Here is a 25,057-nt window from a genome sequence, read left to right on the forward strand (position 1 = left end):
GCGCCCGGATAGCCGCCCGGTCACTCGCTCAGCTCGACGGAGATGTGCGGGGAGAGTGCCCGCAGGAAATCGGCCGCATCGAAGAGCGCACCGGCGGCGGCGACACCGAGCGTCCTCGTCCGCCCGGTGAGGATCCGGTGCACCGCTTCGACCGCGAGCGGTGCGCTGACGGCGTAGATGTCCTGTCCCCTCGCCACGGCGCGCCGCTCCCGGCCGCCGGAGCGCACGACGACGTCGACGAGAAAGGTCTGCGCGGACCGGCCCCGCTCGTCGACGGCGGTGGGCGCCGGGGCGTCCGGGGCGAGCACGTCCTTGATCGCGTCGACCGTCATATACGTGCCGAGCTCGGAGACGGGCAGATGGGTGGGAGCGGTGACGACGTCGGCCGTCAGGAACTCCCCGTAGACGGTCCTGGCGCCCACGGGGTCGGGAAAGACCCAGTCGAGCGTGGGCGCGCCGTCGTCGCGGTACTCCATCCGCCCCTGGGCGAAGCGGAGGCGCCGACCGCCGCGCCGCGCCCGGGAGACCGCGCCCGACGCCCGTGTCGCGGGCGTGGGGCGCCAGCTGTCCAGCGCGTACGCGATGTGCGCCTCGTCGGCCTTCTCCCAGTCGCCCAGCGCGGCGGTGGCCAGCAGGTCGCCGAGCCCGCCGTAGAAGGCCATCGCCGGGACGACCACCGCCCCGGCGGCGCGGGCGCGGTCCGCGAAGTGCGCGAACGTGTCGAGGGTGGCCTCGACTTCGCCCCCCACGTCCACGTACGGGATGCCGGCGCGCAGCGCCGCCTCGACCAGCGGCGCGGCCGTCGTGGCGAAGGGCCCCGCGCAGTTGATCACGGCCGCCGCACCCGCCAGTGCGCGGTCGAGCGCGGCAGGATCGTCGACCGGCGCCGGACGCACGTCGGACTCGTCCGCCGCCACCGCCAGCGCCTTGAGCTTGTCGGCGTCGCGGCCGGACAGGACCGGCACGAAACCGCGCTCCTTCAGCTCCGCCACCACGAACCGGCCGGTGTGCCCGTACGCGCCGTACACCACCACCAACTGCCCCGCCACCATTGGTTTCTCCCCACCTCGTGTCCGCGTCCCGCGTCCCGGGCCGATCGACTGCGACCATCCTGGTGCGCGCGGAGGTCCCGCAGTGAGTGTCTGGAACGACATGACCCGTACACTTCCGGACATGACCACTGTCGCGCTGGCCGTCACCGACGGGATGCTGCACTTCGAACTCTCCGTGGCGTACGAGGTCTTCGGCTCCGCACCGGACAGCGTGGACGTTCCCTGGTACGACCTTGAGGTCTGCGGGGGCGGGCCCGTGCGGCTGGGCCGGTTCGTGCTGGAGCCCGATCACGGCCTCGACCGGCTGAGCGAGGCCGACACCGTGATCGTCCCCGGCTGGGTCGACCCCGACGTGGAGCCGCCCGCCGACCTGGTCGACGCGGTGCACGCGGCCCACGAGGCGGGCGCGCGGGTGGCGTCGCTGTGCACGGGGGCGTTCGTACTGGCCGCTGCCGGACTCCTGGACGGGCGGCGCGCCACCACGCACTGGGCGCACACCGACGTCCTGGCCGCGCGCTGGCCCCGTGCGGAGGTCGACCCGGACGTGCTCTACGTGGACAACGGCAGCGTGCTCACCTCGGCGGGCAAGGCCGCCGCGCTGGACCTGTGCCTGCATCTGGTGCGCCTCGACCACGGCTCGTCGGTCGCCAACGCCGTCGCCCGCCGCCTGGTCGTGCCACCCCACCGGTCCGGCGGCCAGGCCCAGTTCGTCACCACCGCGGTGCCCGCCCGGGACGACCATCCGCTCACGGCGCTGCTGCCCTGGGTGCTGGAACGGCTCGACCAACCGCTGACGGTCGAGGACCTGGCGCGCCGCGCACGGATGAGCTCGCGCAACCTGAGCCGCCACTTCCACGCGGCGACCGGCACCACACCCCTGCGATGGCTGCTGACCCAGCGGATCCGCCGCGCCCAGGAGCTGCTGGAGAAGACCGACGACAGCGTCACCTCCATCGCGACGGCGACCGGCATGGGCACCGCCACCACACTGCGGCGGCACTTCCACCGCACGGTGGGCGTGCCCCCCGACGCCTACCGCCGCACGTTCCGCCTGCGCTCCGGCCCCGACCGAGCCGCCACGGGCGTCACAGCCAACCGTGTCGCTGTGCCTGCAGGGCGAGCTGGAAGCGGTTCGCCGCGCCCAGTTGGGCCATCAGGACCTGCAGTCGGCGGAACAGCGTACGCCGACTGAGTCCCAGCTCGCGGGCGATGACGTCGTCGCTCGCACCGCCCGCGAGCAGCCACAGCAGACGGCGGTCGGCGGGCGGCACGCCGCCGGGACGGGCGGTGCTGCCGTGGAACGGCAGGGCGTTCTGCCAGGACTGCTCGAACAGCGCGATGAGCGCGGAGAGCAGACCGCAGGGCTGCACGACCAGCATGGTGTTGTGCACGTCGGCCTCCTTGATCGACAACGACACCAGCGCGTACGCCTCGTCGATGATCACGAGTTTGACCGGCACCGACGGCAGCACCCTGGCCTGCTCACCGGCGTTGACGCACGGCTCGATCGCCTCCCGCAGATGGCCCGGGTACTCCAGCGACTCCCGCGAGTACACGACGCGCTGCGTCACCCCACGGGCGAGCGTGGCCAGCGCGTCGTCCGTGGCGCCCGGCAGGGTCAGGTAGGGAGGCGACTCCAGCTGCCGGATCTGCTCACGGGCGCTCGCCCAGGCCTGCCGGATCCGGGGGCCGACCGCGTCGCCGGTGACGACCTCGACGAGGTTGTCGTTGTACGCGGCGAGCCGCTGCCGCCGGAACGACTCGAACGCGCCCCCGACCGCGATCCGCGACTCCTCGACCTCCGCCGCCCGGTGCCGGGCCAGGATCTCCAGACCGGCGGCAGGCGGAACCGGGGCCACCACGTCCCCGCCTTCCTCGGCGGCACTGGCCAGACCCGCGTCGACCAGCGCGCCGTACGCCGAGGTGAGCTCCGCACCCTCCAGACCGGCCGCGGCCGCGATCGCGCTCAGGGGGGCGGGGGCCAGGTCGAGCAGCGCCAGATAGACCCGGCCCGCAGCGTGATCGATGCCCAGAAGCCGCAGGGCCTCACCGAGTTTCGCGTTCGTCATGTGCCGCATTATCGACGGCCCCGGCCGGGCGTCGTGGCCGATCTGTGCCAGTGGCACTTCTCGGCACCGGGCGCGGGTGGTGCGGGGTAGCGTCCGCCGAGGAAACGCACCCAGCGGTTCCACCTGGAAGTCCCCTCCAGATGCCCCCTCCAGAGGAAGGTGTACGCCGTGGCGAAAGGCCGGAAGAACGGTCTCTACTCAGGGATCTCCGAGGAACTGTCCGCGCTGATGCGGACGGGGTGGGCGGACACCGAGCGGCACGACCTGCGGCCCGACGAGCAGGCCCCCTACGCCGCCGCCCGCCGCGCCGCGCTCTCCGCGCGCTTCCCGGGCGAACGCCTGGTGATCCCCTCCGGGAACCTCAAGACCCGCTCCAACGACGACTGTTACCCCTTCCGGGCGTACTCGGGCTACGTCCACATGACCGGGGACCAGGTCCGGGACGGCGCGCTCGTCCTGGAACCCCGGGCGGACGGCGGCCACGACGCCTACTGCTACCAGCTGCCGCGCGACAGCAGGGACGACAACGAGTTCTGGACCGGCGCCACGGCCGAACTGTGGATGGGCCGCCGCCGCTCCCTCGCCGAGTCCGAGGTCGTGCTCGGACTGCCCTGCCGCGACGTCCGCACGGCGGTCGAGGACCTCGCCGCCTCCTCGGCCGCGCCGACCCGGATCGTCCGCGGCATCGACCCGTCGCTCGAATACGCGGTCGCCACCGAGGAGGAGCGCGACACCGAACTGGAAGAGGCGCTCAGCGACCTCCGCCTGGTCAAGGACGAGTGGGAGATAGGCGAGCTCCGCAAGGCCGTGGACTCCACCGTGCGCGGCTTCACCGACGTGATCGGCGAGCTCTCCCGGGCGATCGCCTCGTCCGAGCGGTGGATCGAGGGAACGTTCTTCCGGCGCGCGCGCCTGGAGGGCAACGCCGTCGGCTACGGCACGATCGCCGCCGCGGGCGAGCACGCCACGATCATGCACTGGACGGACAACGACGGCCCGGTCCGCCCCGGGGACCTCCTCCTGCTCGACGCCGGCGTGGAGACGCACACCCTCTACACCGCCGACGTCACCCGCACGCTCCCCATCAGCGGCACCTTCACGCCGCTGCAGCGCAAGGTCTACGACGCGGTGTACGAGGCACAGGAGGCGGGCATCGCCGCCGTCAAGCCGGGCGCCGCGTACCGCGACTTCCACGAGGCCTCCCAGCGCCACCTGGCGGCCCGCCTCGTGGAGTGGGGCTTCATCGAGGGCCCGGCGGAGCGTGCCTACGAGCTCGGCCTCCAGCGCCGCTTCACCATGGCGGGCACGGGCCACATGCTCGGCCTCGACGTCCACGACTGCGCACAGGCGCGCAACGAGGAGTACGTCGACGGCGTCCTCGAAGCGGGCATGGTGCTCACCGTCGAGCCCGGCCTGTACTTCCAGCCGGACGACCTGACCGTGCCCGAGGAGTGGCGCGGCATCGGCGTCCGGATCGAGGACGACCTGGTCGTCACGGCCGACGGCCACGAGAACCTGTCGGCGGGCCTGCCGCGCTCGGCCGACGAGATCGAGGCGTGGATGGCCCGCCTGGCGGGCTGAGCCTCCGGCGCACGAGGGGCGACGGGCCGGCACCCGGGGGGTGCCGGCCTCGGCGCGTACGTCAGGAAGGCTCCGCGCCGAAGCGCCAGGCCTCGATGTCGCGGTAGTGGATGGGTCCGGGCCCACGGCCGATGTTGCTGGCGACCAGGTGCAGGCGTTCGGCCTGCCAGGGGCGGCCGGTGAACGCGGCGAGTCCGGTGGCGGCCTCCACCACGCTGGAGGAGTCGTCGCGCCGGGACCGGGCCAGCGTCAGATGGGGCCGCAGGGGCCGGTCCTCGAAGGCGATACCGCACGCCCTGATCACGTCACGTACCTCCTTGGTGAGCAGATGCAGCCCTTCGAGGTTCCCCTCGACCCCGCTCCACAGCACCCGCTCGTCGAAGTGCCCGCCCCCGCGCAGCGCCAGCCGCAGCGGCTCGTTCGCCGCCGCGAGGTCGGCGAGCGGCGCCTGGAGGAGCGGCACGGCCGCCACCGGGAGCTCACCGAGGAACGCCAGGGTGATGTGCCAGTCCTCGATGCGGTTCCACCGCAGCCGCGGGTACGCGGAGTAGGCGGGCCGCAGCGCCCGCGCCAGCTCTTCCTTCGCCTCGTCGGGCGGGGCGAGCGCTATGAACACGCGGACGGTCGAGGGCTGGATCTGTTCCTTCACGCCTGCCTTCGTACACCATCGACCGCGGGAACGGAGAGCGGGCTCCCCCTTCCCGTCAGTCGTCCAGGACGCTGTTGCCCAGTCGGCTGACCATCACCGGGTCGCGGTGGTCGAAGAAGAGCGACGCTCCGGTGTCCAGGGCGGCGATGGCCGTCATCTCGTCGTCGGTGAGCTCGAAGCCGAAGACGTCGAGGTTTTCGGCCATGCGCTCGGCGCGGACCGACTTGGGGATCACCACGACGTTCCGCTGGATGAGCCAGCGCAGCACCACCTGCGCCACGGACTTGCCGTGCGCGGTGGCGATCCGGACGAGTACCGGATGGGTGAACAGGTTGTTGCGCCCCTCCGCGAAGGGCCCCCACGACTCGATCTGGACCCCGCGCTCGCGCATGAGGTCCTGATCGGCGGTCCGCTGGTGGAAGGGGTGGGTCTCGACCTGGTTGACCGCCGGTGCGATCTCGTTGTGGTCGATGAGGTCCACGAGCCGGTCGGGATAGAAGTTGGAGACGCCGATGGCCCGGATGAGCCCCTCGCGGTGCAGGCTCTCCATGGCCCGCCAGGAGCCGTACACGTCGCCGTACGGCTGGTGGATCAGATACAGGTCGAGGTGGTCCAGACCGAGCTTGCGCAGCGAGGTGTCGAAGGCGCGCCTGGCCTTGTCCTCGCCGGCGTCGGAGACCCACACCTTGGTCGTGACGAACAGGTCCTCACGCGGGATGCCGCTGCTCTTGATCGCCCGGCCGACGGCCTCCTCGTTGCGGTAGGCGGCGGCGGTGTCGAGGGAGCGGTACCCGGCGGCGAGGGCGTCGCTGACGGCCTGCTCGGTCTGCTCGGCCGGGATCTGGTAGACGCCGAAGCCGAGGATCGGCATCTCGACGCCGTTGTTCAGGGTGACGGTCTGCATAGTGGTCCTTACGGTCGGAAGGCGTCAGGGGTGGTGGGTTCGGTGCGACGACGGTCCGGCGACTCGGCGACCAGGCTCGCCGCCGACTGAGGCAGTGGTACCCACCGGGTGGCGTCTCCTCTCGGCCGGTGCTCCATGCGGGCGCCCGGCTTGCCCTTCGCAGCGGAGCCAAGGCTGTCCCAAGTCGTCCCACCCCCACGGGCGCAGCCCATTGGCCGCACACTCCGCAGATGTACACGAGAAGGGTGGGGTTAGGGTGGCAGATGCGTCATCCGCCCGCCTCGTGCGGGCTGCAACTCAAGGGAAAGATGGGGGAGTCGGCGTGACAGAGGCATCAGCAGGGGCGGAGGAAGCCCGGCGCGTGGCGGGGCTGGTCGCGGCGCAGGAGAAGGCGATCGCCCTGTTCGCCGAGGTGGAGGCGCGCGGACTGGTCGCGCCCGGCGTCGGGGAGCGGGAGGCGAGCGACCGCATCCGGGACCTGGCGAACGACATGTTCGGCACCACCAAGCACTGGCACAAGCGGATCGTCCGCTCCGGCCCCAACTCGCTGCTCCCGTACCGGGAGAACCCGCCGGACCGGATCATCGGCGAGGACGACGTCGCCTTCGCCGACTTCGGCCCGATCTTCGAGGAGTACGAGGCGGACTTCGGCCGCACCTACGTCTTCGGCGACGACCCGGACAAGCACCGGCTCCTCGCGGACCTGCCGCGCGTCTTCGACGCCGGGCGCGCCGCGTTCGCCGCGGACCCCGACATCACGGGCAAGCAGCTGCACGCCGAGGTCGAGCGCCTGGCCGCCGAGGCGGGCTGGACGCTCGGCATCTGGCACGCGGGCCACCTCGTGGGGGAGTTCCCGCACGAGACGAACGACGGGGCGAAGACCGAGTCCTACATCACCCCCGACAACCACAACCCGCTGCGCCGCACCGACCGCGCGGGCCGCGTCTGCCACTGGATCCTGGAGCTCCACTTCGTCGACGAGCGACGCGGATTCGGCGGTTTCTACGAGCAGTTGCTCGACCTGGCGTAACGGCTGCCGTCGGGCGATCAGCGGCGCGACGAGCCGACCCGCTCCAGTGCGCCGGAGCGGGTCCGCTAGTGGGGCAACGGTGCCGGAGCGCCGTTGCCGTGCGTCAGGTCTGGTCCGGTGCCATGGGCTTGATGACCGCGAAGACGCCGCCCTGGGGGTCGGCCAGGACGGACATCCGGCCCGCCGGCATGTCGAACGGCGGGGCGACGACCTTGCCCCCGGCCTTCCCGGCCGCTGCCGCGATCGCGTCCACGTCCTCGGTGCGGAAGTACGTGAGCCAGTGCGGCGGGGTGCCGGGCGGGTGCTGGTCGAGGCCCATCATCCCGCCGACCTCGCGGCCGTCGACCCGGATGGTGGTGTAGCCCTCGGCGCCGGGGAGGTCGGCGGGGCCAGTGGTGAGGGGTAGGACGCGGGAGTAGAACTCGGCCGCCGCCGCGGTGTCGTTGGTGGCGAGCTCGTTCCAGGTGACGGCGCCGTGCTCGTTGACGATGCCCGCGCCGTCGAAGGTGCCGGGCTGCCAGAGGCCGACGACCGCGCCGGTCGGGTCGGTGACGACCGCCATCCGGCCCAGTTCCATGACGTCGACCGGGCCCATCATGACGCTGCCGCCCGCGTCGGTGACGGCCTTGAGGGTGCCGTCGACGTTGTCGGTGGACAAGTAGGTGGTCCACACGGTCGGCGGCATCGGGTCAGGGACCGTGCCGTCCGGGTTCATCGCCTTCATGATCCCGGCGACGGGCTTGCCCTTGAGGTGGCAGACCGAGTAGCCGCCGGTCTCCGGCGGCCCGATCTCCCCCTGCCAGCCGAACAGGCCGCAGTAGAAGTCGAGGGCGGCCTGCTGGTCGGGGACCATCAGGTCGACCCAGCAGGGGGTGCCGGGTTTGTACGGACCGTTCATGTCGGGCATGGATGCCTCCGGTGGATACCGTGGGGGAAGGACGGGCTGTCCTTCCCCTGCCCCGTCCAGCCGGAACCGCGCCGAACGGGTGAAGGTGGCGCGCGGTGCCGGTCACGGTCGTACGTGCGGGGTGTGGTGCGGGTGTCAGACGCCTCTGGACCAGCCTGCCCCGACGCGGAACGGCTCACGTCCCCCGCCGCTGGCCGCGGAGCCGCGTGTGTAACACCCTGGAGGTGGGGGAGTCGCGCGAAAGGAAAGCGCCATGGATACCAGCAGTGGCGATCGCCGGGTCGTGGTGGGTGTCGACGGCTCCGAGGCCTCGTACGAGGCGCTGCGGTGGGCGGTGCGGCACGCCCGCCTCATTCGGGCGACAGTGGAGGCGGTGGCGGCGTACGACGTGCCCGGGGCGGCGGGGTGGTCGGCTCCGGCGGTGGACGCGGACCTCGACGAGGAGCAGGCGAAGAAGGATCTCGCCGATGAGCTTCGCACCGTCCTCGGCCAGGCCGTGGACGTGCCGCTGACCAGCCACGTCGTGCGCGGCAACGCGGCAGAGGTACTGACCGGCGCTTCGGTCGGCGCGGAGCTGCTGGTGGTGGGCAACCGTGGCAGGGGAGGGTTCGCCCGTCTGCTGCTCGGCTCGGTCAGCCTGCAGTGCGCCCAGCACGCCTCGTGCCCGGTGGTCATCATTCGCGAGGGCGCTCTGGACGAGGCCGGGAGCGCTCACGAGGCGTGAGGCTGTGGGCGCGCCCTGTCAGTGGGTGTGGCCGTCGCGCGGTTGCGGCCCGCCCCCACACCTGTCCGTTTCGACTGCGGCCCGAGGAGCGCCATGGCACGGCGAGTCACGGTGGCGGACCTGTTGGACGAGTACGGGACGACCCATGCCGAGGAGGCGGGCATCCGGCTGCGGAACACACCGGCGCCGCTGTACCAGCTGCTGACGCTCTGCGTACTGTTCTCGGTCCGCATCAAGGCCGACATCGCGGTGGCCGCGGCCCGCGAGCTGTTCGCCGCCGGGATGCGTACGCCCCGGGCCATGGCCGATGCCTCGTGGCAGGCCCGGGTGGACGCGCTCGGCCGCGCGCACTACCGCCGCTACGACGAGAGCACGGCCACCGCGCTGGGAGCCGGAGCCGAGCTCGTTCTCGACCGGTATCGCGGGGACCTGCGGCGGCTGCGTGAGGCGGCCGACGGCGACCCGGGCCGGGTGGGTGAGCTGTTGCAGGAGGTGCCGCGGATCGGGCCGGTGGGAGCCGGCATCTACTGCCGGGAGGCGCAGGGGGTATGGCCCGAGCTGCGTCCCGCGTTCGACAGCCGGGCCCGCCACGCCGCGGGTGAGCTCGGACTCCCGAAGACCCCCGAGGGCCTGGCGCGTCTCGTCCCGGCCGAGGACCTGCCGAAGCTGGCGGCCGCCCTGGTACGCGTAGAACTCGCCAGCGGGGCCGCCGATGCCCTGCGTGCGACGGACTGAGGCCGGGTTTCCGAGGGCGATGCCGTGACCGTGTCACTGCTCCGCTCGTCTGCGAGGGTTGCGGGGCGTGGGAGCAGGTGTTGCGGTCCGGCCGCTCGCGGAGGAGGTGTGCCCGTTTCGCAGGCTCAGCCCGTCGGGGTGCCCTGGTGGAAGTACATGCGCCAACCCGTTTCCGTCAGGCGCCACAAGGAGCTCCGCCACGCCCGGCTGCCTTGGTGTTCGGAGAGGTACGTCAGGTGCACGATGCCGGGGGCAAGGACGACGCCGGACATCTCGGTGACGTTGACGGGAGACTCCGGGGACACCGTGCCGTCACCGGTCGCCGCGAGGATCGACGCCGCGTCCCACCGGCGCCCGGATGCCCCGACCTCGGTGAACTGCGGATCGAGAAGCTCCAGGACACGGTCCGGGGACGCACGCACCTCGGGATCGAGAAGCCGCAGCTCCCCTTCTGTCGCCGCCCGCACGGCCCGCTCGCTCTCATCCGTCATGCGGAAATCCTACGAACACGCCACCCGAAGGCGTCGCGGCGCCGGGTGGTCAGTCGCGGCGGTCCCCCGGAGGGTGGTGGGCCCACGGGTGGCGCAGCCGGATCCAGATGTCCCGCGCCTGTCGCCCGGCCGCCGCCCGGCTGTGGGCGACGAGGCGTTCCGCCTCGCCGTGCGTCTCGACCATCGGCCCGGACCCGCGCAACGGCTTGCCCGCCGTCTCGTGCAGGAAGAGCGTGGATACGAGACCGATGACCCCGGCCACCATCAGGTAGTACGCCGGGACCAGGTCGTTCCCCGTCACTTCCACCAGCGCCGAGGTGAACAGCGGCGTCGTACCGCCGAACAGCGAGACCGAGATGTTGAAGGCGATGGACAGCGCGCCGTAACGCAACCGGGTGGGGAACAGCGCGGGCAGGGTGGAGGCGGCCGTGCCCGCGAAACACACCAGGAGCAGGCCCAGGACCGCGCAGCCCACCGCCGGAAGCAGGATGCCGCCCTCCCGGATCAGCAGGAACGAGGGCAGGGCGAGAGCGATGAGAGCGACACTGCCCGCCAGGAAGACCGGCCTGCGGCCCCACCGGTCCGACGTGTGGCCCACGGTCGTGATGGTGAGGACCACGAGCAGCATGGTGGCGAGCACCAGCAACTGCGCCGTGGTGTCGTTCTCGCCGAGGGTGACGGTCATGTATGTCGGAAGGTAGGACGTCACCATGTAGTTGGTGACGTTGTACAGCAGGACGAGGCCCATGCAGATGAGCACCGCGTGCCAGTGCTTGGTGAAGATCTCCTTGAGGGTTCCCCTGGCCGTCGGAGGGGCTTCCTCGGTCGCGTGGGCGTCGCCCCGGCCCTCCGCCGCCGCGTAGGCGGCTTCCTTCTTGAAGGCCGGGGTCTCCTCCAGTTTCAGCCGCATGTACAGGCCGATCAGGCCGAGCGGCCCGGCGACGAAGAAGGGGATGCGCCACCCCCAGTCCTCCAGCCCCTGCGCGCCGAGCGTGACTGTGAGGATCGTGACCAGGCCGGACCCCAGGGCGTACCCGACGAACGTGCCGAAGTCGAGCCAGCTGCCGAGGAATCCGCGGCGCCGGTCGGGCGCGTACTCGGCGATATACGTGGTGGCTCCCGCGTACTCACCGCCGGTCGAGAAGCCCTGGACGAGTCGGCAGACGAGGAGAAGCAGCGGGGCGGCGAAACCGACCGCCGCGTACGTGGGGAGGAACCCGACCGCGAAGGTGCTCGCCGCCATCATGATCATCGTCGCGGCGAGCACCTTCTGCCGGCCGATCCGGTCGCCGAGCGGGCCGAACACCAGCCCGCCGAGCGGCCGGACCAGGAACGCCGCGGCGAAGGTGGCGAAGGTGGAGACGACCTGGACGCCCGGCGAGCTCGACGGGAAGAAGACCTTGCCCATGGTCCCGGCCAGATAGGCGTAGACACCGAAGTCGAACCACTCCATGGTGTTGCCGAGCGCGGCCGCCGTCACCGCGCGGCGCACCTGGGGCTGATCGGCGACCGTCACGTCCGCGCTGCTCAGCGCCCGCTTGCGGCGGCGTAGCAGGGTACGGAGCATCCGGTCGGTCCGCGCGTGCCCACGGCGTGGCCCGACCGGACGACGAGCAGGTCCAGGCATGGGAGGGCCTCTCTGCCGGGGTGCGCCGCGACGCCGATGGCCTCCCATTCTCGATCCCGCACCGCAGGCAGGCATGTCGGCGGGTCCCTATGGGTGACGTCGGTGTGTCGCGCGGGCGTCCGTGATCGCGGACGACGACGAGGTGCCCCGCAGCAGTCTGCGCGCACTGCTCGCGGCACAGCCGGGGATCGCGGTGGTCGGGGAGGCCGCCGACGGTGTCGAGGCGGTCGATCAGGCGCTGAGGCTGCGGCCGGACTTGGTGTCGATGGACGTACGGATGCCGTGTCGCAACGGCATCAAGGCCACCCGCCACCTGCTGGCCGGGTCGGCGCCACCGCCGAAGGTCGTGGTGATCACCACGTTCGAGAACGACGACTACGTCACCGCCGCACTCAGCGCGGGGGCCAGTGGGTTCGTGCTCAAGCGGCATCCGGTCCGGCAGATCGCGCAGGCGGTACGGGTGGTCGCGGCCGGGGAGGCGATCCTCTTTCCGGCGGCGCTGACGCTGACGAGGTCGCTGCGGCACGCGGCGTTCGAAAACCCGAGTGCGTCGGTTCGTACGGCTCTGGGATCATTCCCGGATGGTCCACCGTTTCGAACCCCTGGTCATCCGGCACACCCACCGCCTTCCCGCCCCCTGCGGAACCGCAGGGCAAGGCGGTGTCGCGGCGCGGCAGTTCGACGCCGCGCTGATGTCGGTGGGTTTCAAGCTGTCGGCGGACCTGCTGGGTCACCTGTCGGCGCTGGACGAGGGCACGGTCGTCGACACCGCCGTACGGACGCTGGACACGGTCCGGGCGATGGTCGGTGACCACGTCCAGCACAACGCCTACTTCATCGACTTCCCGGCCAACGTGCCGGACACGTTCGACTTCTGGGCGCGGTGCGTCACCGAGGCGCTCGCCGACGACGCCTCGCGCGAAAGCACCCTCACCCAGCTGAGCACGGGCGTGCTCGACCTGCTGACTCTCCCGTCCTACGGCACCTACCAGCACACGTACACCCAGATGCTCGCCGCGCACGACGAGTTGATCGCCGCGGCGGGTGACCGCCTGACCGTTCTCCACCTGGGCGGCACCCCGGACGACGAGGTCACCGCCCTGTACCTGGCCCTGGCCGGGAGCACCACGCCGCTGGGCGACGAGGCGCTGCTCGACCTGTCCGCGCTCGCCGGGCACTGCGTGGACGGGCCGCAGCCCGAGGAGATCCCGGTCCGGGAGAACCGGGCCGTCGTCAACCGCGCCCGACTCGAAGCCGGTGCGGGTCTGCTGCTGGACACGGTCACCGATGTGCTGCGGCTGGCCTGCGCGCTGTCGGACGGCGACGTGACCCTCGTGGAGCCGACCCGGTTCCGCTCGCCGTCCCGCCCGGTGCGGCGTGCCATGCTCGCCGGGCTCGACGCGGTCGTGGCGGCGTCCCCGGCCAAGCTCGCCGATGTGGGGGCGCACCGCGAGGCGTTCAAACGCCTGGGGGAGCGGCTGCACGCGCATGAGTACGCGGCGCGCTGGCCGCACGCCGCCGACGTGTTCGCCGTCGCCCGCGGTGAGAAGGAGGCCCGGTCCTTCGACAGCCGCGCGGCGGAGCTGCTCGGCGCGCGCGATGTCACGGGTGCGGCGCGGCTGCTGGAGGCCGCTCCGGGCAAGCTGTTCCGCTCGCTGGACCACCTGCTGCGCGTGTGCGACACCCAGGACGAGCGCGCCGTGGTGGTGGCCGCCGCCGAGCGGGTCGTCCCGCAGGTGTCCGGCCGGGTCCTGCTGTCGGTGCGCGAGCATCTGCACAACCGCGCGCGTGAGAGCGGCGCACGCCGTGTCTTCGTCAACAGCCGCGGCCGTGCCTGGGTGAGCGACGACAACCGCCCGCCCGTGCCCGCGGCCGAGTGCGAGCGTCTGATCGCCGCCCTGGACGCCGAGATGCGGCTGCGTCTGCCCGACCCCGGCCACCTGCTGGTCGACCCCGACGTCCTCGACGTCGCGCTCCCGCTCAGCGGCAAGGCGACGGCGGCGGGCCTCGGGGTGCTGCCGCGCGGCTCGATCTCCCCGGTCGACGGCGAGCTGCTGCGGTTCTTCGTCCACTGGAAGCAGACGAGCCGCAGCACCGACTTCGACCTGTCGGCGCTGATGCTGGACGCCTCGTACGAGACCGTGTCCTGGCTGTCGTACACCGCGCTCACCGAGCTGGAGGGCGAGCACTCCGGCGACATCACCGACGCGCCCGACGGTGCCTCGGAGTTCATCAACCTGCGCCTCGGCGCCGTGCGCGGCGCCTTCATCGTCCCGCAGGTCAACATCTTCTCGGGGAGGGTTTCGAGGAGGTGGAGGAGTCGTTCTTCGGCTTCATGCTGCGCGAGGCCGAGCAGCAGGGCCGTCCCTTCGAAGCGCGCACGGTCCGTATGAAGTCGGAGCTGCGCGGCACGGGCCGCGTCGCGCTGCCGCTGGCGTTCGTACGCGGCGACGACGGCCGCTGGCACGCCAAGTGGCTGCACCTGTATCTGACGGGCACCCCGAACTCCAACCGGGTCGAGGGCAACCGGGTGTCGGTCGCCACCCTGCTGCGGGGCATCGTCGAGCGCGAGCACCTCACGGTCCGCTACCTCACCGACCTGATGGCCGACGGGGCGACGCCCACCACGCTGTGGGACGGTGTGTCGGTCCCGGACGGCCCCGTCACGTACATCGGCCTGGAACGCCCGGAGGGACTGCATCCCGGCTCCCGCATCCTCACACCGGAAAACCTGCGCGACCTGATCCCCGCCTGACTGCTACTGTTGGCCGGGCGAGGCCATGAACGGACTTCCTTCTCCACCTCACTGAACTAGTCCCTTCGCTTTCCTCGCCTTCGACTCCGCGCCGGGGTGCCCGATCGGGCACCCCGGCGTCGTCATGTCCGAGGCCTGAAAAAATGAGCCAAGAAAATCCGGCGGCGATGTCGAGAACCCGTGGCCGGCTCCGTCCCCGTAGTGAACGCGACCACAATGGGTCGCACCAGTACGGAGGAGAGTCATCATGGCCAAGTACCTGCTGCTCAAGCACTACCGCGGCGCTCCGGCGCCGATCAACGACGTGCCCATGGACCAGTGGACGCCGGAGGAGATCTCGGCCCACATGCAGTACATGCGGGACTTCGCGGCCCGGCTGGAGGGGACCGGCGAGTACGTCGACGGTCAGGCGCTCGCGCCCGAAGGGGCGTGGGTCCGGTACGACGGCGAGGGACGCCCGCCCGTCACCGACGGCCCGTTCGCCGAGACCAAGGACCTCATCGCCGGGTGGATGGTGATCGACGTCGACAGCTACGAGCGCGCCGTCGAGCTGGCCGGGGAACTGTCGGCGGCCCCCGGCGCGGGTGGGAAGCCGATCCACGAGTGGCTGGAGGTGCGCCCGTTCCTGGCCGCGCAGCCCACCGTCACGGAGTGCCAATGAGGTGGACGAGGTTCTGCTGCGGAGCCTCACACCGAGCGTGCTCGGGATCCTCGTCCGCCGCGGAGCCGACTTCGCGGCGGCCGAGGACGCGGTACAGGACGCGCTGGTCGAGGCGGTCCGCGTGTGGCCGGCCGACCCTCCGCGGGATGCGAAGGGCTGGCTGGTCACCGTGGCCTGGCGCCGGTTCCTCGACGCGACCCGGGCGGACACCGCCCGCCGCCGGCGCGAGGACCTCGTCGAGGAGGAATTGGCGCCGGGGCCCGCGCCCGCGGTGGACGACACGCTCCAGCTCTACTTCCTGTGCGCCCACCCGTCGCTGACGCCGTCGTCCGCGGTCGCGCTCACCCTGCGCGCCGTGGGCGGGCTGACCACCCGTCAGATCGCCCAGGCCTACCTGGTGCCCGAGGCGACGATGGCGCAGCGGATCAGCCGGGCCAAGCGCACGGTATCCGGCGTGCGGTTCGACCAGCCCGGTGACGTCGCCACCGTGCTGCGCGTGCTCTACCTCGTCTTCAACGAGGGCTACTCCGGCGACGTCGACCTCGCCGCCGAGGCCATCCGGCTCACCCGGCAGCTCGCGGCGGCGATCGACCACCCCGAGGTGGCGGGGCTGCTCGCCCTCATGCTGCTCCACCACGCCCGGCGCGCCGCCCGCACCGCACCCGACGGCAGCCTGGTGCCGCTCGCCGAGCAGGACCGCGGCCGCTGGGACACCAAGTCGATCGCCGAGGGCGTCGCGATCCTGCAGGCGGCCCTCGCCCGCGACCGCCTCGGCGAGTTCCAGGCCCAGGCCGCCATCGCTGCCCTCCACGCCGACGCGCCCACCGCAGAGGAGACCGACTGGGTCCAGATCGTCGAGTGGTACGACGAGCTCGCCCGCCTGACCGACAGCCCGGTCGTCCGGCTCAACCGCGCGGTGGCCGTCGGCGAGGCCGACGGCCCGCGCGCCGGCCTGGCGGCGCTCGCGGCCCTGGACGACTCCCTGCCCCGCCACACCGCGGTGGCCGCCTACCTCCACGAGCGCGACGGCGACCTGGCAACTGCTGCACGTCTGTACGCCGAAGCGGCCCAGAAGGCCCCCAACCTCCCGGAACGCGACCATCTGACACGCCAGGCGGCCCGGCTGAACGCCCGTCGGGGCCGCTGATGGAACCCGGTGCCGGCCCTGGCCGTCACCGCGATCGGCTACGGTCTTCGTCCACCGAGCCACGGCACGGCCCAAGTCGCCCTCGATCTCCATGCACGGCACCCTTCGCGGTTGTGTTGCGCAGCGCACTGCGGTCAGGCGGAAGCCAACGGCTCACCTGACCGAGTGCCGCTGATTTCCGCACCGACGACAGCTGCGGCGCACCCCCCCCCGGGAGTCACCGCGTGAAAAGACCGTGCCTGTCCGTGTCCGGTGATTTCGGTGGGCGGATGTGTCTAGAGACGAGGGTCCGGCGTCTGTTTCTATGATCTCCGGCAGACAATCGCAGGAGGTGGCGGATACATGGTGTCCACGGAGAGCATTCTCGCGTTCGCGGCGATGTCGCTCTTGGTGATCGTGATTCCGGGGCCGAGCGTGCTGTTCGTGATCGGCAGGGCCCTCGCGCACGGCCGCCGCGTGGCGCTCGCGACGGTCCTGGGCAACCTGCTCGGCTCGTACCTCCTGGTGCTCGCGGTGGCATGGGGGCTCGGCGCGTTGGTGGAGAGCTCGGCGACGGTGTTCGTGGGTGTGAAGCTGGCCGGGGCGGTGTATCTCGTCCACCTCGGTGTGCAGGCGTTCCGGCACCGCAAGGAGATGCGTGCGGCGAGCATGGCGGCCCCGGCGGGTGAGCGGCGCGGCGATCTGCGCACCGTCCTGGACGGTATTTTCGTGGGCGTCACCAACCCGAAGGGTGTCGTCTTCTTCGCGGCGGTGCTGCCGCAGTTCGTGGACCACTCGGCGGGCCGCGTCCCCCTTCAGATGATGGTGCTGGGGCTGGTCCCGGTCGCCATCGGCATGATCACCGACACCCTCTGGGGCCTGGGCGCCTCGGCGGCCCGTTCCTGGTTCGCCCGCTCGGACCGCCGTCTGTCGATGGTCGGCGGAGCGGGCGGGATCGCGATGATCGGCCTGGGTGTGACCGTGGCGGCGACGGGCCGCGCCGACTAGCTTCGGGAGTGCGCTTTGTTACCCGGAGAGGGTGGTGTCGCTGCCGCCGCTCGGTCCGGCCGGGGCCGACGCACGCGTATACCGGCCGGGCAGGTGTCAGTGGGAGACGGACACACTCCGGCCGGTAGACGGGACGGAAAACGTTGCTGACTCGCCCTCACCGACCTCTGGTCAGCGGCGCGCCTTGAAACGGTCCAACGCGCCCACGCCCACGGCGGCCAGCGCGATTTGCAGGGCGAGTTCGATCCAGTCGACACCCTTGGTGTCGGCGACGCCGAAACCGGCCGCGATCGCCGTCCCCACCAGGGCCGCGACTATGCCGACCAGGATGGTCCACAGAAATCCGATGTGCTGGCGCCCAGGGACGACGAGCCGCCCCAGCACACCGATGACGATGCCGATCACGATCGCGCTGACGAGCCCAGAAATCTCCACGATGGCCTCCTTGCAGCCTGACCTTCTCGTTCAAGGTGTGCCCCGAGACGGCCTGCTCACGCTTCCTCTGAGCGCACGCCCGGCGCAGTGGCCGGGCCCGGCGCGCCCTGCGCCGGGCTGGAGCGGCCCTCGCGCACCCTCTAGTGTGTAACGTATGGCAGATATGAATGACCCTTACCAACTCCGGGTGGGAGTACCTTCCGTGGAGGTCTTCCGCCGCCTGCGCCTCGACGCGGGACTCTCCGACAAGGCCCCCGAGGCGGTCGCTCTCGCTCTGCCCAACACCTGGTACGGCGTGGTCCTTTACTACGAGGGCGAGCCCATCGGCATGGGGCGGATCATCGGTGACGGCGGTACCGCGTTCCAGGTGGTCGACATGTGTGTGCACCCGGCCCACCAGGGGCGGGGGTTGGGCAAGCGCATCATGACCGCGCTCACCGGGGAACTGGAACGCCGCGCACCCGCCACCGCCTATGTCTCACTGATCGCGGACGGCCCCGCCCGCTTCCTGTACGAGCAGTTCGGCTTCGCCGATACCGCCGAGCACGACTCGATCGGTATGTACCGTTCGATGAAGGCGAATTGAAGGGCGTCGTCGTCGGGGTGTCTCACGCGGGCGCGGGCAGACCGCTCCGGCCGACCGCGTCCGCCCTACCCCTTCTTCACCGGATGCCCCTCTTCAGCCGTACCCGACCGAACCGGGCACAGGATGTCGGGTGAGGCAAGGTGGGTCCTTCCTAACGTGAGTGATCGAAAGGGAAGGAGGCCCGGGTGCTGGAGCGGCTGAACCAGGCCATGGAGCACATCGAGGACCATCTCGACCAGCGGATCGAGGTGGCCGACCTGGCGCGGATCGCGGTCACGTCGGAGTACCACTTGCGGCGGCTGTTCTCCGCGTTGGCGGGAATCCCGCTGTCGGAATACATCCGGCGCAGGCGGCTGACGGTCGCGGGTTCCGAGGTGCTGGCCGGTGAGCGGACGCTGCTGGAGATCGCGGTGCGTTACGGCTACACCTCGGGGGAGGCGTTCGCGCGCGCGTTCCGTGCGATGCACGGCGTCGGCCCGGGAGAGGCCAGGCGTATCGGTGCGACGCTCCACTCCCAGCCCCGGATGTCCTTCCGCCTCGTCGTCGAAGGGAGCAGCAGCATGCGGTACAGGGTCGTGGAGAAGGAGGAGTTCCGTGTGGTCGGCAGGAAGGCGCGCGTGCCCCTCGTGCACGAGGGGGTGAACCCGGCCATCGCCGACTTCATCCGGGGCATCGGCAAGGAGACGATGGAGCGCATCCAGAGCCTGTCCGACCAGGAGCCCGACGGGATCGTCTCGGTGAGCGTGAACCTGGACGAAAGCCGTGCCGAGGGGACCGAACTCGACTACTACCACGGCGTGGTGACCGGCGCCGCCGTGCCCGAGGACATGGACGCACTCACCGTCCCGGCCGGGGCGTGGGCCGTGTTCGAGAGTTCCGGGCCGTTCCCGCAGGCGCTCCAGTACATGTGGCGGGACGTGTTCACCCAGTGGTTCCCGTCCAACCCGTACCGGAGCAGGCCGGGGCCCGAGATCCTGCGGACCCGTCTGTCGCAGGACGCGACACAGGCGGACGCGGCGTTGTGGATCCCGGTGGAGCGGACCGCGTTGTGAGCGTGGGTGCGCGGCGGCCCGGGTCGCCGCGCACCGTTGCCTGCCGGTGTACGCCTGTCCGCGTATGCGTACCCCCGTACGCCTGCCCCCGTACGGCAAGTCAGCCCACGGCCTCCACATTCCATCAGGCAGGTGGTTTACCACTGCGCTGATGGTCCGTAGGGGGGAACGCGGCTGAGACTGGCCGGGTTGGCAGCGGCCGACCGGGGAGGGGACCACATGCGTGACAACGCTGTTCTGGTTGCGGTACCGGAGCACCCGCGGGACGACAGTACCGGTGTGGATCAGCTGAACAGGATCCGTGGGGCCATCGAGTCCCAGGGGTACGACGTGCGCTGGGTGGTGAGTGTTTCCGACGCCGAGGCGGTGCTGCGTACGGAGGCGGGCCTCGCGGCCGTCCTGGTGGCCTGGCACCTTCCGGGCGGTCACGACGCGAAGGACGAACCGGGTGGTGCCACGGTCCTGCGGGCCATCGGCCGCCGCTTCAAGGACCTTCCGGTGTTCCTCGTCATGAGGGACGACAGCCTGCGCGAACTGCCGTTGTGGGTGTCGCATTCCGTGATCGGGTACGTGTGGCCGCTGGAGGACACCCCGGCCTTCATCGCGGGACGGATCACCTCCGCCGCCCGCACCTACCAGGAAGCGCTCCTGCCACCGTTCTTCAAGGCCCTGCGCCGCTTCGACGACGCACACGAGTACTCGTGGCACACCCCCGCGCACTCCGGCGGTGTCGCGTTCCTCAAGTCGCCGGTGGGCCGTGCCTTCCACGACTACTTCGGGGAACGTCTGCTGCGCAGCGACCTCTCGATCTCGGTCGGCGAACTCGGCTCGCTGTTCGAGCACAGCGGCCCGATCGGCGAGGCGGAGCGCAACGCTGCCCGGGTGTTCGGCTCCGAACTCACCTTCTTCGTTCTGCACGGCGACTCCACGTGCAACCGCCTCGTCGGCCACTTCAGCGTCACCCGCGACGAGATCGCGCTCGTGGACCGCAACTGCCACAAGTCGGTGCTGCACGGCCTCGTCGTCTCCGGCGCGCGACCGGTGTTCCTCATCCCCACCCGCAACGGCTACGGCCTCGCCGGGCCCCTGCCCCCGGCCGGGATCGAGGCGGAGGCGGTGGCGTCCCGGATCGCCGCCAATCCGCTGGCCCGCGAGGCCATCTCACCGGAGTGCCAGTACGCGGTCTTCACCAACTCCACGTACGACGGCCTGTGTTACGACGCCGCATCGACGGCGCGGTCCTTCGCCGCCAGCACCCCTCGCCTCCACTTCGACGAAGCGTGGTTCGCCTACGCCCGCTTCCACCCCCTGTACCGCGGGCGCTACGGCATGTCGGTGGACGAGAACACCCTCCCCGGCCCCGAGCGGCCCACCGTCTTCGCGACCCAGTCCACGCACAAACTGCTCGCGGCCCTGTCGCAGGGCGCCATGGTGCACGTCAGGCCCGCACCCCGGGCGCCGGTGGAGGACGCGCGTTTCAACGAGGCGTTGATGATGCACGGTACGACGTCGCCGCTGTACCCGATGATCGCCTCGCTGGACGTGGCCACCGGCATGATGGACGGCGCGCAGGGTCGCTGGCTGATCGACGAGGCGGTGACCGAGGCGATCCGCTTCCGGCAGGAAATGGTGCGCATCGGACGGCGGATCGAGGCCGCGGGCGACCGGCCCCCGTGGTTCTTCGGGGTGTGGCAGCCCGAGGCGGTGACCGACCCGGCGAGCGGCACACGCATGCCCTTCGACGAGGCGCCGGCCGATCTGCTGCGCACCGAACCGTCGTGCTGGCACCTCGAACCGGACGCCGACTGGCACGGCTTCCCCGGCCTCACCGAGGGCCACTGCATGCTCGACCCCATCAAGGTCACCCTGACCTGCCCGGGGATCAACGCCACCGGCGACATGAGCGACTGGGGCATCCCCGCCCGGGTGCTCACCGCGTACCTGGACACGCGGAAGATCGTCGTGGAGAAGACCGACAGCTACACCACCCTGGTGCTGTTCTCCATGGGCATCACCAAGGGCAAGTGGGGCACGCTGCTGGACGCCCTGATGGACTTCAAGGCCTTCTACGACGACGACGCACCGCTCGACCGCGTTCTGCCGGCGCTCGTCGGTGAGTACCCGCAGCGCTACTCGGGCTGTACGCTGCGCCAGTTGTGCCAGGAGATGCACGACTACCTGCGCTCGGTCCGTCTGGTCGCTCTGCTCGACGCCGCCTTCCAGGAGCTTCCCGAGCCCGTCGAGCCGCCTCAACTGTGCTATCAGCGCCTGATCCGAGGCGGCACCGAGCGCGTACGGCTGGCCGAAGCGGCGGGCCGGGTGGCGGCGGCCATGGTGACCGTCACCCCGCCCGGCATCCCCGTCCTCATGCCCGGCGAGAGCACCGGCGCCCCGGACGGCCCCCTGCTGCGCTACCTCACCGCGCTGGAGACCTTCGACCGCAACTTCCCCGGATTCCGCAGCGAGACCCACGGCGTCACCCTCGACTCCGACACCGGCGACTACCTGATCGAGTGCCTGCGCCCACAGGTGGACGACGTGCCGAGCGACTAGCGTACGCACGGTGCGCGGGGGTCGCCCGTCTTGGCCACCCGCCCCGCCCAGCCGCGCCCTGCGCCCTTGCCGTGCCGGGCGGCGGGGGAGCACCCTGGAGCGAGTGCGGCATCGGTACCTCTGGGATGGAGGCCGCAGTGGCCAAGGACCGTTCTTCGCGATCCCTCCGGTGTTCCTCCTGCCTGCGCCGCGGACGTCGGCCCTGTGCCGCATGGCGAGGGCCGCGCAGAGTGGCCCGGCTGCGGCGTACGGCCGTGACGTATCTCGGTTGTTCCCGCTGGTCGTTGGCCGTCTGGGTGGCGGTCGCCGGACTGCTGGCGGGCGGTGGGGCCGCCGGTGTGCTGCTGCCGACCGGGGCCGCGGCGGGCCTGGTCGCTGTGGTCTGGCTGGCCATGACCGTACGGGTGCTGCGACTCACCCCCACATGCCCCGGCCCCGGCGGGGGATTCGGGCCGGGGGCGGGCGGCGTCCGAGAGCCTCGCCGCCCCCACCCCTCCCCGCCGGGCGGGGCCGTCGCCCTGGCGCTGCCCGAGGACCCGTCGAGTGGTGTGGTCTCCCTCGTCTGAGCGCAGCGATCTGCCGCCCGGCCTCGTCGCGTCGAACGGAGCTGTCGAATATTCAGTGCCCCGCCGGCCGGTGGACGTGCAGACTCGTCGTATGGCGGACATGTGGGCGTTCCGGGACGCGGTGAGCGGGTGGGCGGCCGGCGGGCCCGGCGAACCGGCGGGTGAACTGGCCGTACGACTGGGGTTGAGGACGGCCGTGCTGCTGGAGGGGCCCAGCGATCTCGCGGCCGTCGAGGGTCTGGCCGCACGGCGTGGCCGGGACCTGGCCGCCGAAGGGGTCTGCGTCATACCGATGGGCGGGGCGATGAGCGTCGGCCGCTACGCCGGTCTGCTCGGGCCGCCCGGCCTCGGGCTGCGTCTGAGGGGACTGTGCGACGAGGGCGAGCAGCGCTTCTACGACCGCGGTCTGGAGCGGGCCGGGGCGCCGCCCGGGGGCTTCTTCGTGTGCGTGGCGGACCTGGAGGACGAGCTGATCCGCGCGCTCGGCACGGCGCGGGTCGAGGAGATCATCCAAGCCGAGGGCGACCTGCGCGCCTGGCAGACCTTCCTGCACCAGCCCGCACAGCAGGGCCGACCCCGACAGCGGCAATTGCGGCGCTTCCTCGGCACGAAGAAGGGCCGCAAGATCCGCTACGGAAGTCTCCTGGTGGAGGCCCTCGACCCGGAACGGGTGCCTGCCCCGCTCGACGAACTCCTCGCGAGCGTGTGACCGAGGGACGAAGGCGCGACGGCCAGCGCCTCGGGGGCCGATCGGGGGGGGGCTCGCCTCGTCCCAACTACCGCTGAGGACCTGCCCCGTCACACCTCGTCAAGGCGCTCCAGATGCCGGATGTTCTGCTGGTCGGTGTGGTCCTGGCTCGCACCGGTGTCGAACCACGCGTCCAGGATCTCCCCGAGCGTCGCAGTAGACGTCAACCGCAGACTCAGGGCCAGGACATTCGCGTCGTTCCAGCGCCGGGCACCACGGGCCGTATAGGCATCCGTGCACAGTGCCGCGCGCACGCCGGGAACCTTGTTGGCGGCGATGCTCGCGCCGGTCCCGGTCCAGCAGCACACGACAGCCTGGTCCGCCCGCCCCTCTGCAACGTCCCGCGCGGCAGCCTCCGTACAGAACGCCCAGTCATCCGTCTCCTCCGCTGCCAGCACGCCATGAGGAATCACCTCGTGCCCGCGGCGGCCCAGCTCCGCCACGAGCTGACGGGTCACCCCCTCGTCGGAGTCGGCGGCAACAGAGATCCGCAGGGTCGCCATGACATTCCCCTTCCGGCAGGTTCGTCAGGTGCAGGAGACACCATGGTCTTACATCAGCACCCCCGGACCGGTCCGCTGAGCGGACCGCCGACTGGCGTGCCCGACCGCGCCCGGGCACGCTGTGGCGCATCCGTTCGTACGCGTGGGACCTCCGGGGGAGTGGTCAGGAGCCAAGTGGCGGGCGCCGCCCGGCTGTTGGGTGTCTGGGAAGCCGATGAGACGGGAGCAAAGGTGAAGAGATCACGTGCAGGCGATCTCCGAGGTACGGGAGGGGTGCCCGTGTCACGGGAAAGCGTGAGCCGGAGAGGGTTGCTCCGCCTCGGCGGGGCTGCGGTCGCGGCGGGTCTTGTCGGCCTCGCCGTACCCCCGGCCGCTTCGGCGGCGGTACGAGGGCGTGCCCCGCTGGGCATCGGCGCCGGTAGCACGTTCATGGCGTGGAAGGGTGTCTCCGGGGACCAGCGGATCTGGTGGAACGGGCTGCAGAGCGGTGGGTCCTGGAGCGGGCCGCAGCCGGTGCCGGGAGCCGGCACGAATGCCGGGGTCGCCTTGGCAGGCCAGGCCGGTGGCCCGCTCTTCATGACGTGGAAGGGCGTCGAGGGCGACGAGCGCGTGTGGTGGAGCTGGTTCGACGGCGGTGCCTGGAGCGGGCCGCAGGTGGTGCCCGGGGCCGCCAGCGCTGTCGGTCCCGCTCTCGCTCCCTATGCCGGGGTCGCCATGGTGTGGCGGGGAGCCGGCGGCGATCAGCGCATCTTCTGGAACAGCCACTTCGGCGGCTGGACGGCACCGCAGGTGGTTCCCGGCGCGAGTACCGGCTTCGCTCCTGCCCTGGCCGTCAAGAAGAACGGCTACAACGACCTCTGCATGGCGTGGAAGGGTGTGGAGGGAGATCAGCGGGTCTTCTGGAACACGTATCTCGGCAGTTCCACGGGCTGGACCGGGCCGCAGGCGATCGACGGTGCCTTCACCAGTGGCGGGGTGGCCCTGGCCGGCCCGTCGGACGGGAGCCTGCACCTGGTGTGGAAGGGCGTCGCCGGCGACCAGCGGATCTGGTGGAGCCGGCTCTACCCCTGGGCAACGAGTTGGACGGCTCCTCAGGTGGTGCCCAGTGCCGGCACCAGTGTGGGCCCCGCTCTCACCGTCTACGGCGACTCCCCCTACATGACGTGGAAGGGCGTCGAGGGTGACGAGCGCATCTGGTGGAGCCGGTTCGACGGCAGCACGTGGACCGCTCCCCAGTCCGTCCCCAGTGCCGGCACGAGCTTCCGTCCCGCACTGGCGACCATGGGGGTTTGAGA

The 25,057-nt window shown here is 71.4% G+C and carries 24 protein-coding genes and 1 pseudogene; 16 read left to right on the plus strand and 9 right to left on the minus strand.

Annotation, left to right across the window (positions count from 1 at the left end):
* Positions 1-20: 20 nt before the first annotated feature.
* Positions 21-1,052, minus strand: coding sequence for a trans-acting enoyl reductase family protein (locus BX283_RS35945; protein ID WP_101391574.1), 1,032 nt, complete (start codon positions 1,050-1,052; stop codon positions 21-23).
* Positions 1,053-1,173: 121 nt separating this feature from the next.
* Here BX283_RS35945 and BX283_RS35950 point away from each other — a divergent pair, with 121 nt between their 5' ends.
* Positions 1,174-2,244: a helix-turn-helix domain-containing protein gene (locus BX283_RS35950; RefSeq protein ID WP_101392791.1), complete on the plus strand. Its 1,071-nt coding sequence runs from the start codon at positions 1,174-1,176 to the stop codon at positions 2,242-2,244.
* On the opposite strand, the gene BX283_RS35955 is transcribed toward BX283_RS35950, so the two are convergent.
* Complete coding sequence (locus tag BX283_RS35955) at positions 2,138-3,121, minus strand: response regulator transcription factor (protein ID WP_180357356.1); 984 nt, start codon at positions 3,119-3,121, stop codon at positions 2,138-2,140. The two genes, BX283_RS35950 and BX283_RS35955, sit on opposite strands and share 107 nt — an antisense overlap.
* Before the next feature lie 168 nt (positions 3,122-3,289).
* Between BX283_RS35955 and BX283_RS35960 the strand changes: the two genes are divergently transcribed.
* Positions 3,290-4,702, plus strand: coding sequence for an aminopeptidase P family protein (locus tag BX283_RS35960; protein ID WP_101392792.1), 1,413 nt, complete (start codon positions 3,290-3,292; stop codon positions 4,700-4,702).
* Between the two features lie 61 nt (positions 4,703-4,763).
* On the opposite strand, the gene thpR is transcribed toward BX283_RS35960, so the two are convergent.
* Both thpR and BX283_RS35970 read right to left on the minus strand, forming a co-directional pair.
* Positions 4,764-5,351 carry an RNA 2',3'-cyclic phosphodiesterase gene (thpR, locus tag BX283_RS35965; RefSeq protein ID WP_101391576.1) on the minus strand — a complete coding sequence of 196 codons (588 nt, stop codon included), beginning with the start codon at positions 5,349-5,351 and terminating at the stop codon, positions 4,764-4,766.
* 55 nt (positions 5,352-5,406) lie between these two features.
* Positions 5,407-6,255, minus strand: a complete 849-nt coding sequence (locus BX283_RS35970) for an aldo/keto reductase (RefSeq protein ID WP_101391577.1) — start codon at positions 6,253-6,255, stop codon at positions 5,407-5,409.
* Positions 6,256-6,577: 322 nt separating this feature from the next.
* Here BX283_RS35970 and BX283_RS35975 point away from each other — a divergent pair, with 322 nt between their 5' ends.
* On the plus strand, positions 6,578-7,285 hold the full coding sequence (locus BX283_RS35975) for a M24 family metallopeptidase (RefSeq protein ID WP_101391578.1): 708 nt from the start codon (positions 6,578-6,580) through the stop codon (positions 7,283-7,285).
* 103 nt (positions 7,286-7,388) lie between these two features.
* Here BX283_RS35975 and BX283_RS35980 read toward each other — a convergent pair whose 3' ends face one another.
* Positions 7,389-8,183, minus strand: coding sequence for a VOC family protein (locus BX283_RS35980; protein WP_101392793.1), 795 nt, complete (start codon positions 8,181-8,183; stop codon positions 7,389-7,391).
* A 262-nt stretch (positions 8,184-8,445) separates the two neighbouring features.
* Here BX283_RS35980 and BX283_RS35985 point away from each other — a divergent pair, with 262 nt between their 5' ends.
* Positions 8,446-8,916, plus strand: coding sequence for a universal stress protein (locus tag BX283_RS35985; protein ID WP_101391579.1), 471 nt, complete (start codon positions 8,446-8,448; stop codon positions 8,914-8,916).
* Between the two features lie 93 nt (positions 8,917-9,009).
* Entirely contained in the window at positions 9,010-9,651 is a 642-nt protein-coding gene (locus BX283_RS35990) for an endonuclease (protein WP_101391580.1), read from the plus strand.
* A gap of 125 nt (positions 9,652-9,776) precedes the next feature.
* Here the strand turns inward: BX283_RS35990 and BX283_RS35995 are convergent, their stop codons facing one another.
* Both BX283_RS35995 and proP read right to left on the minus strand, forming a co-directional pair.
* A complete protein-coding gene (locus tag BX283_RS35995) occupies positions 9,777-10,142 on the minus strand; it encodes a DUF4440 domain-containing protein (protein WP_101391581.1) in 366 nt (121 codons plus the stop codon).
* A 49-nt stretch (positions 10,143-10,191) separates the two neighbouring features.
* Positions 10,192-11,709, minus strand: coding sequence for a glycine betaine/L-proline transporter ProP (gene proP / locus BX283_RS36000; protein WP_218976548.1), 1,518 nt, complete (start codon positions 11,707-11,709; stop codon positions 10,192-10,194).
* A 202-nt stretch (positions 11,710-11,911) separates the two neighbouring features.
* Between proP and BX283_RS41875 the strand changes: the two genes are divergently transcribed.
* The 5 genes and pseudogenes from BX283_RS41875 to BX283_RS36025 all read left to right on the plus strand — a co-directional run bounded on the left by BX283_RS41875 (position 11,912) and on the right by BX283_RS36025 (position 17,319).
* The gene (locus tag BX283_RS41875) at positions 11,912-12,580 is read left to right on the plus strand and encodes a response regulator transcription factor (protein ID WP_257584449.1); all 669 of its coding nucleotides are present in this window, start codon (positions 11,912-11,914) and stop codon (positions 12,578-12,580) included.
* Positions 12,468-14,524: pseudogene (locus BX283_RS36010) on the plus strand (hypothetical protein). Before BX283_RS41875 ends, BX283_RS36010 begins: the two are co-directional and overlap by 113 nt.
* 247 nt (positions 14,525-14,771) lie before the next feature.
* The gene (locus tag BX283_RS36015) at positions 14,772-15,185 is read left to right on the plus strand and encodes a YciI family protein (RefSeq protein WP_101391583.1); all 414 of its coding nucleotides are present in this window, start codon (positions 14,772-14,774) and stop codon (positions 15,183-15,185) included.
* Between the two features lies 1 nt (position 15,186).
* Positions 15,187-16,332 (plus strand): RNA polymerase sigma factor, encoded by a 1,146-nt coding sequence (locus tag BX283_RS36020; RefSeq protein WP_101391584.1) that lies wholly within the window; start codon positions 15,187-15,189, stop codon positions 16,330-16,332.
* A 342-nt stretch (positions 16,333-16,674) separates the two neighbouring features.
* Entirely contained in the window at positions 16,675-17,319 is a 645-nt protein-coding gene (locus tag BX283_RS36025) for a LysE family translocator (RefSeq protein WP_101391585.1), read from the plus strand.
* Between the two features lie 171 nt (positions 17,320-17,490).
* On the opposite strand, the gene BX283_RS36030 is transcribed toward BX283_RS36025, so the two are convergent.
* Positions 17,491-17,754, minus strand: a complete 264-nt coding sequence (locus tag BX283_RS36030; RefSeq protein WP_101391586.1) for a GlsB/YeaQ/YmgE family stress response membrane protein — start codon at positions 17,752-17,754, stop codon at positions 17,491-17,493.
* 154 nt (positions 17,755-17,908) lie between these two features.
* Between BX283_RS36030 and BX283_RS36035 the strand changes: the two genes are divergently transcribed.
* The 5 genes from BX283_RS36035 (at position 17,909) to BX283_RS36055 (ending at position 23,220) form a co-directional block, all read left to right on the plus strand.
* Positions 17,909-18,340, plus strand: coding sequence for a GNAT family N-acetyltransferase (locus BX283_RS36035; protein ID WP_101391587.1), 432 nt, complete (start codon positions 17,909-17,911; stop codon positions 18,338-18,340).
* Positions 18,341-18,525: 185 nt separating this feature from the next.
* A complete protein-coding gene (locus tag BX283_RS36040) occupies positions 18,526-19,392 on the plus strand; it encodes an AraC family transcriptional regulator (protein ID WP_101391588.1) in 867 nt (288 codons plus the stop codon).
* Positions 19,393-19,611: 219 nt separating this feature from the next.
* The gene (locus BX283_RS36045) at positions 19,612-21,945 is read left to right on the plus strand and encodes an Orn/Lys/Arg decarboxylase N-terminal domain-containing protein (RefSeq protein ID WP_101391589.1); all 2,334 of its coding nucleotides are present in this window, start codon (positions 19,612-19,614) and stop codon (positions 21,943-21,945) included.
* 254 nt (positions 21,946-22,199) lie between these two features.
* Complete coding sequence (locus tag BX283_RS36050) at positions 22,200-22,511, plus strand: hypothetical protein (protein ID WP_143676550.1); 312 nt, start codon at positions 22,200-22,202, stop codon at positions 22,509-22,511.
* 91 nt (positions 22,512-22,602) lie between these two features.
* Entirely contained in the window at positions 22,603-23,220 is a 618-nt protein-coding gene (locus tag BX283_RS36055; RefSeq protein WP_101391591.1) for a TOPRIM nucleotidyl transferase/hydrolase domain-containing protein, read from the plus strand.
* Between the two features lie 89 nt (positions 23,221-23,309).
* On the opposite strand, the gene BX283_RS36060 is transcribed toward BX283_RS36055, so the two are convergent.
* Positions 23,310-23,753: an RpiB/LacA/LacB family sugar-phosphate isomerase gene (locus BX283_RS36060; RefSeq protein WP_101392794.1), complete on the minus strand. Its 444-nt coding sequence runs from the start codon at positions 23,751-23,753 to the stop codon at positions 23,310-23,312.
* Between the two features lie 438 nt (positions 23,754-24,191).
* On the opposite strand from BX283_RS36060, the gene BX283_RS36065 reads away from it, so the two are divergent.
* Positions 24,192-25,055, plus strand: coding sequence for a hypothetical protein (locus BX283_RS36065; RefSeq protein ID WP_143676551.1), 864 nt, complete (start codon positions 24,192-24,194; stop codon positions 25,053-25,055).
* Positions 25,056-25,057: the final 2 nt, after the last annotated feature.

The organism is Streptomyces sp. TLI_146, from assembly GCF_002846415.1.
Classification (GTDB): Bacteria; Actinomycetota; Actinomycetes; order Streptomycetales; family Streptomycetaceae; genus Streptomyces.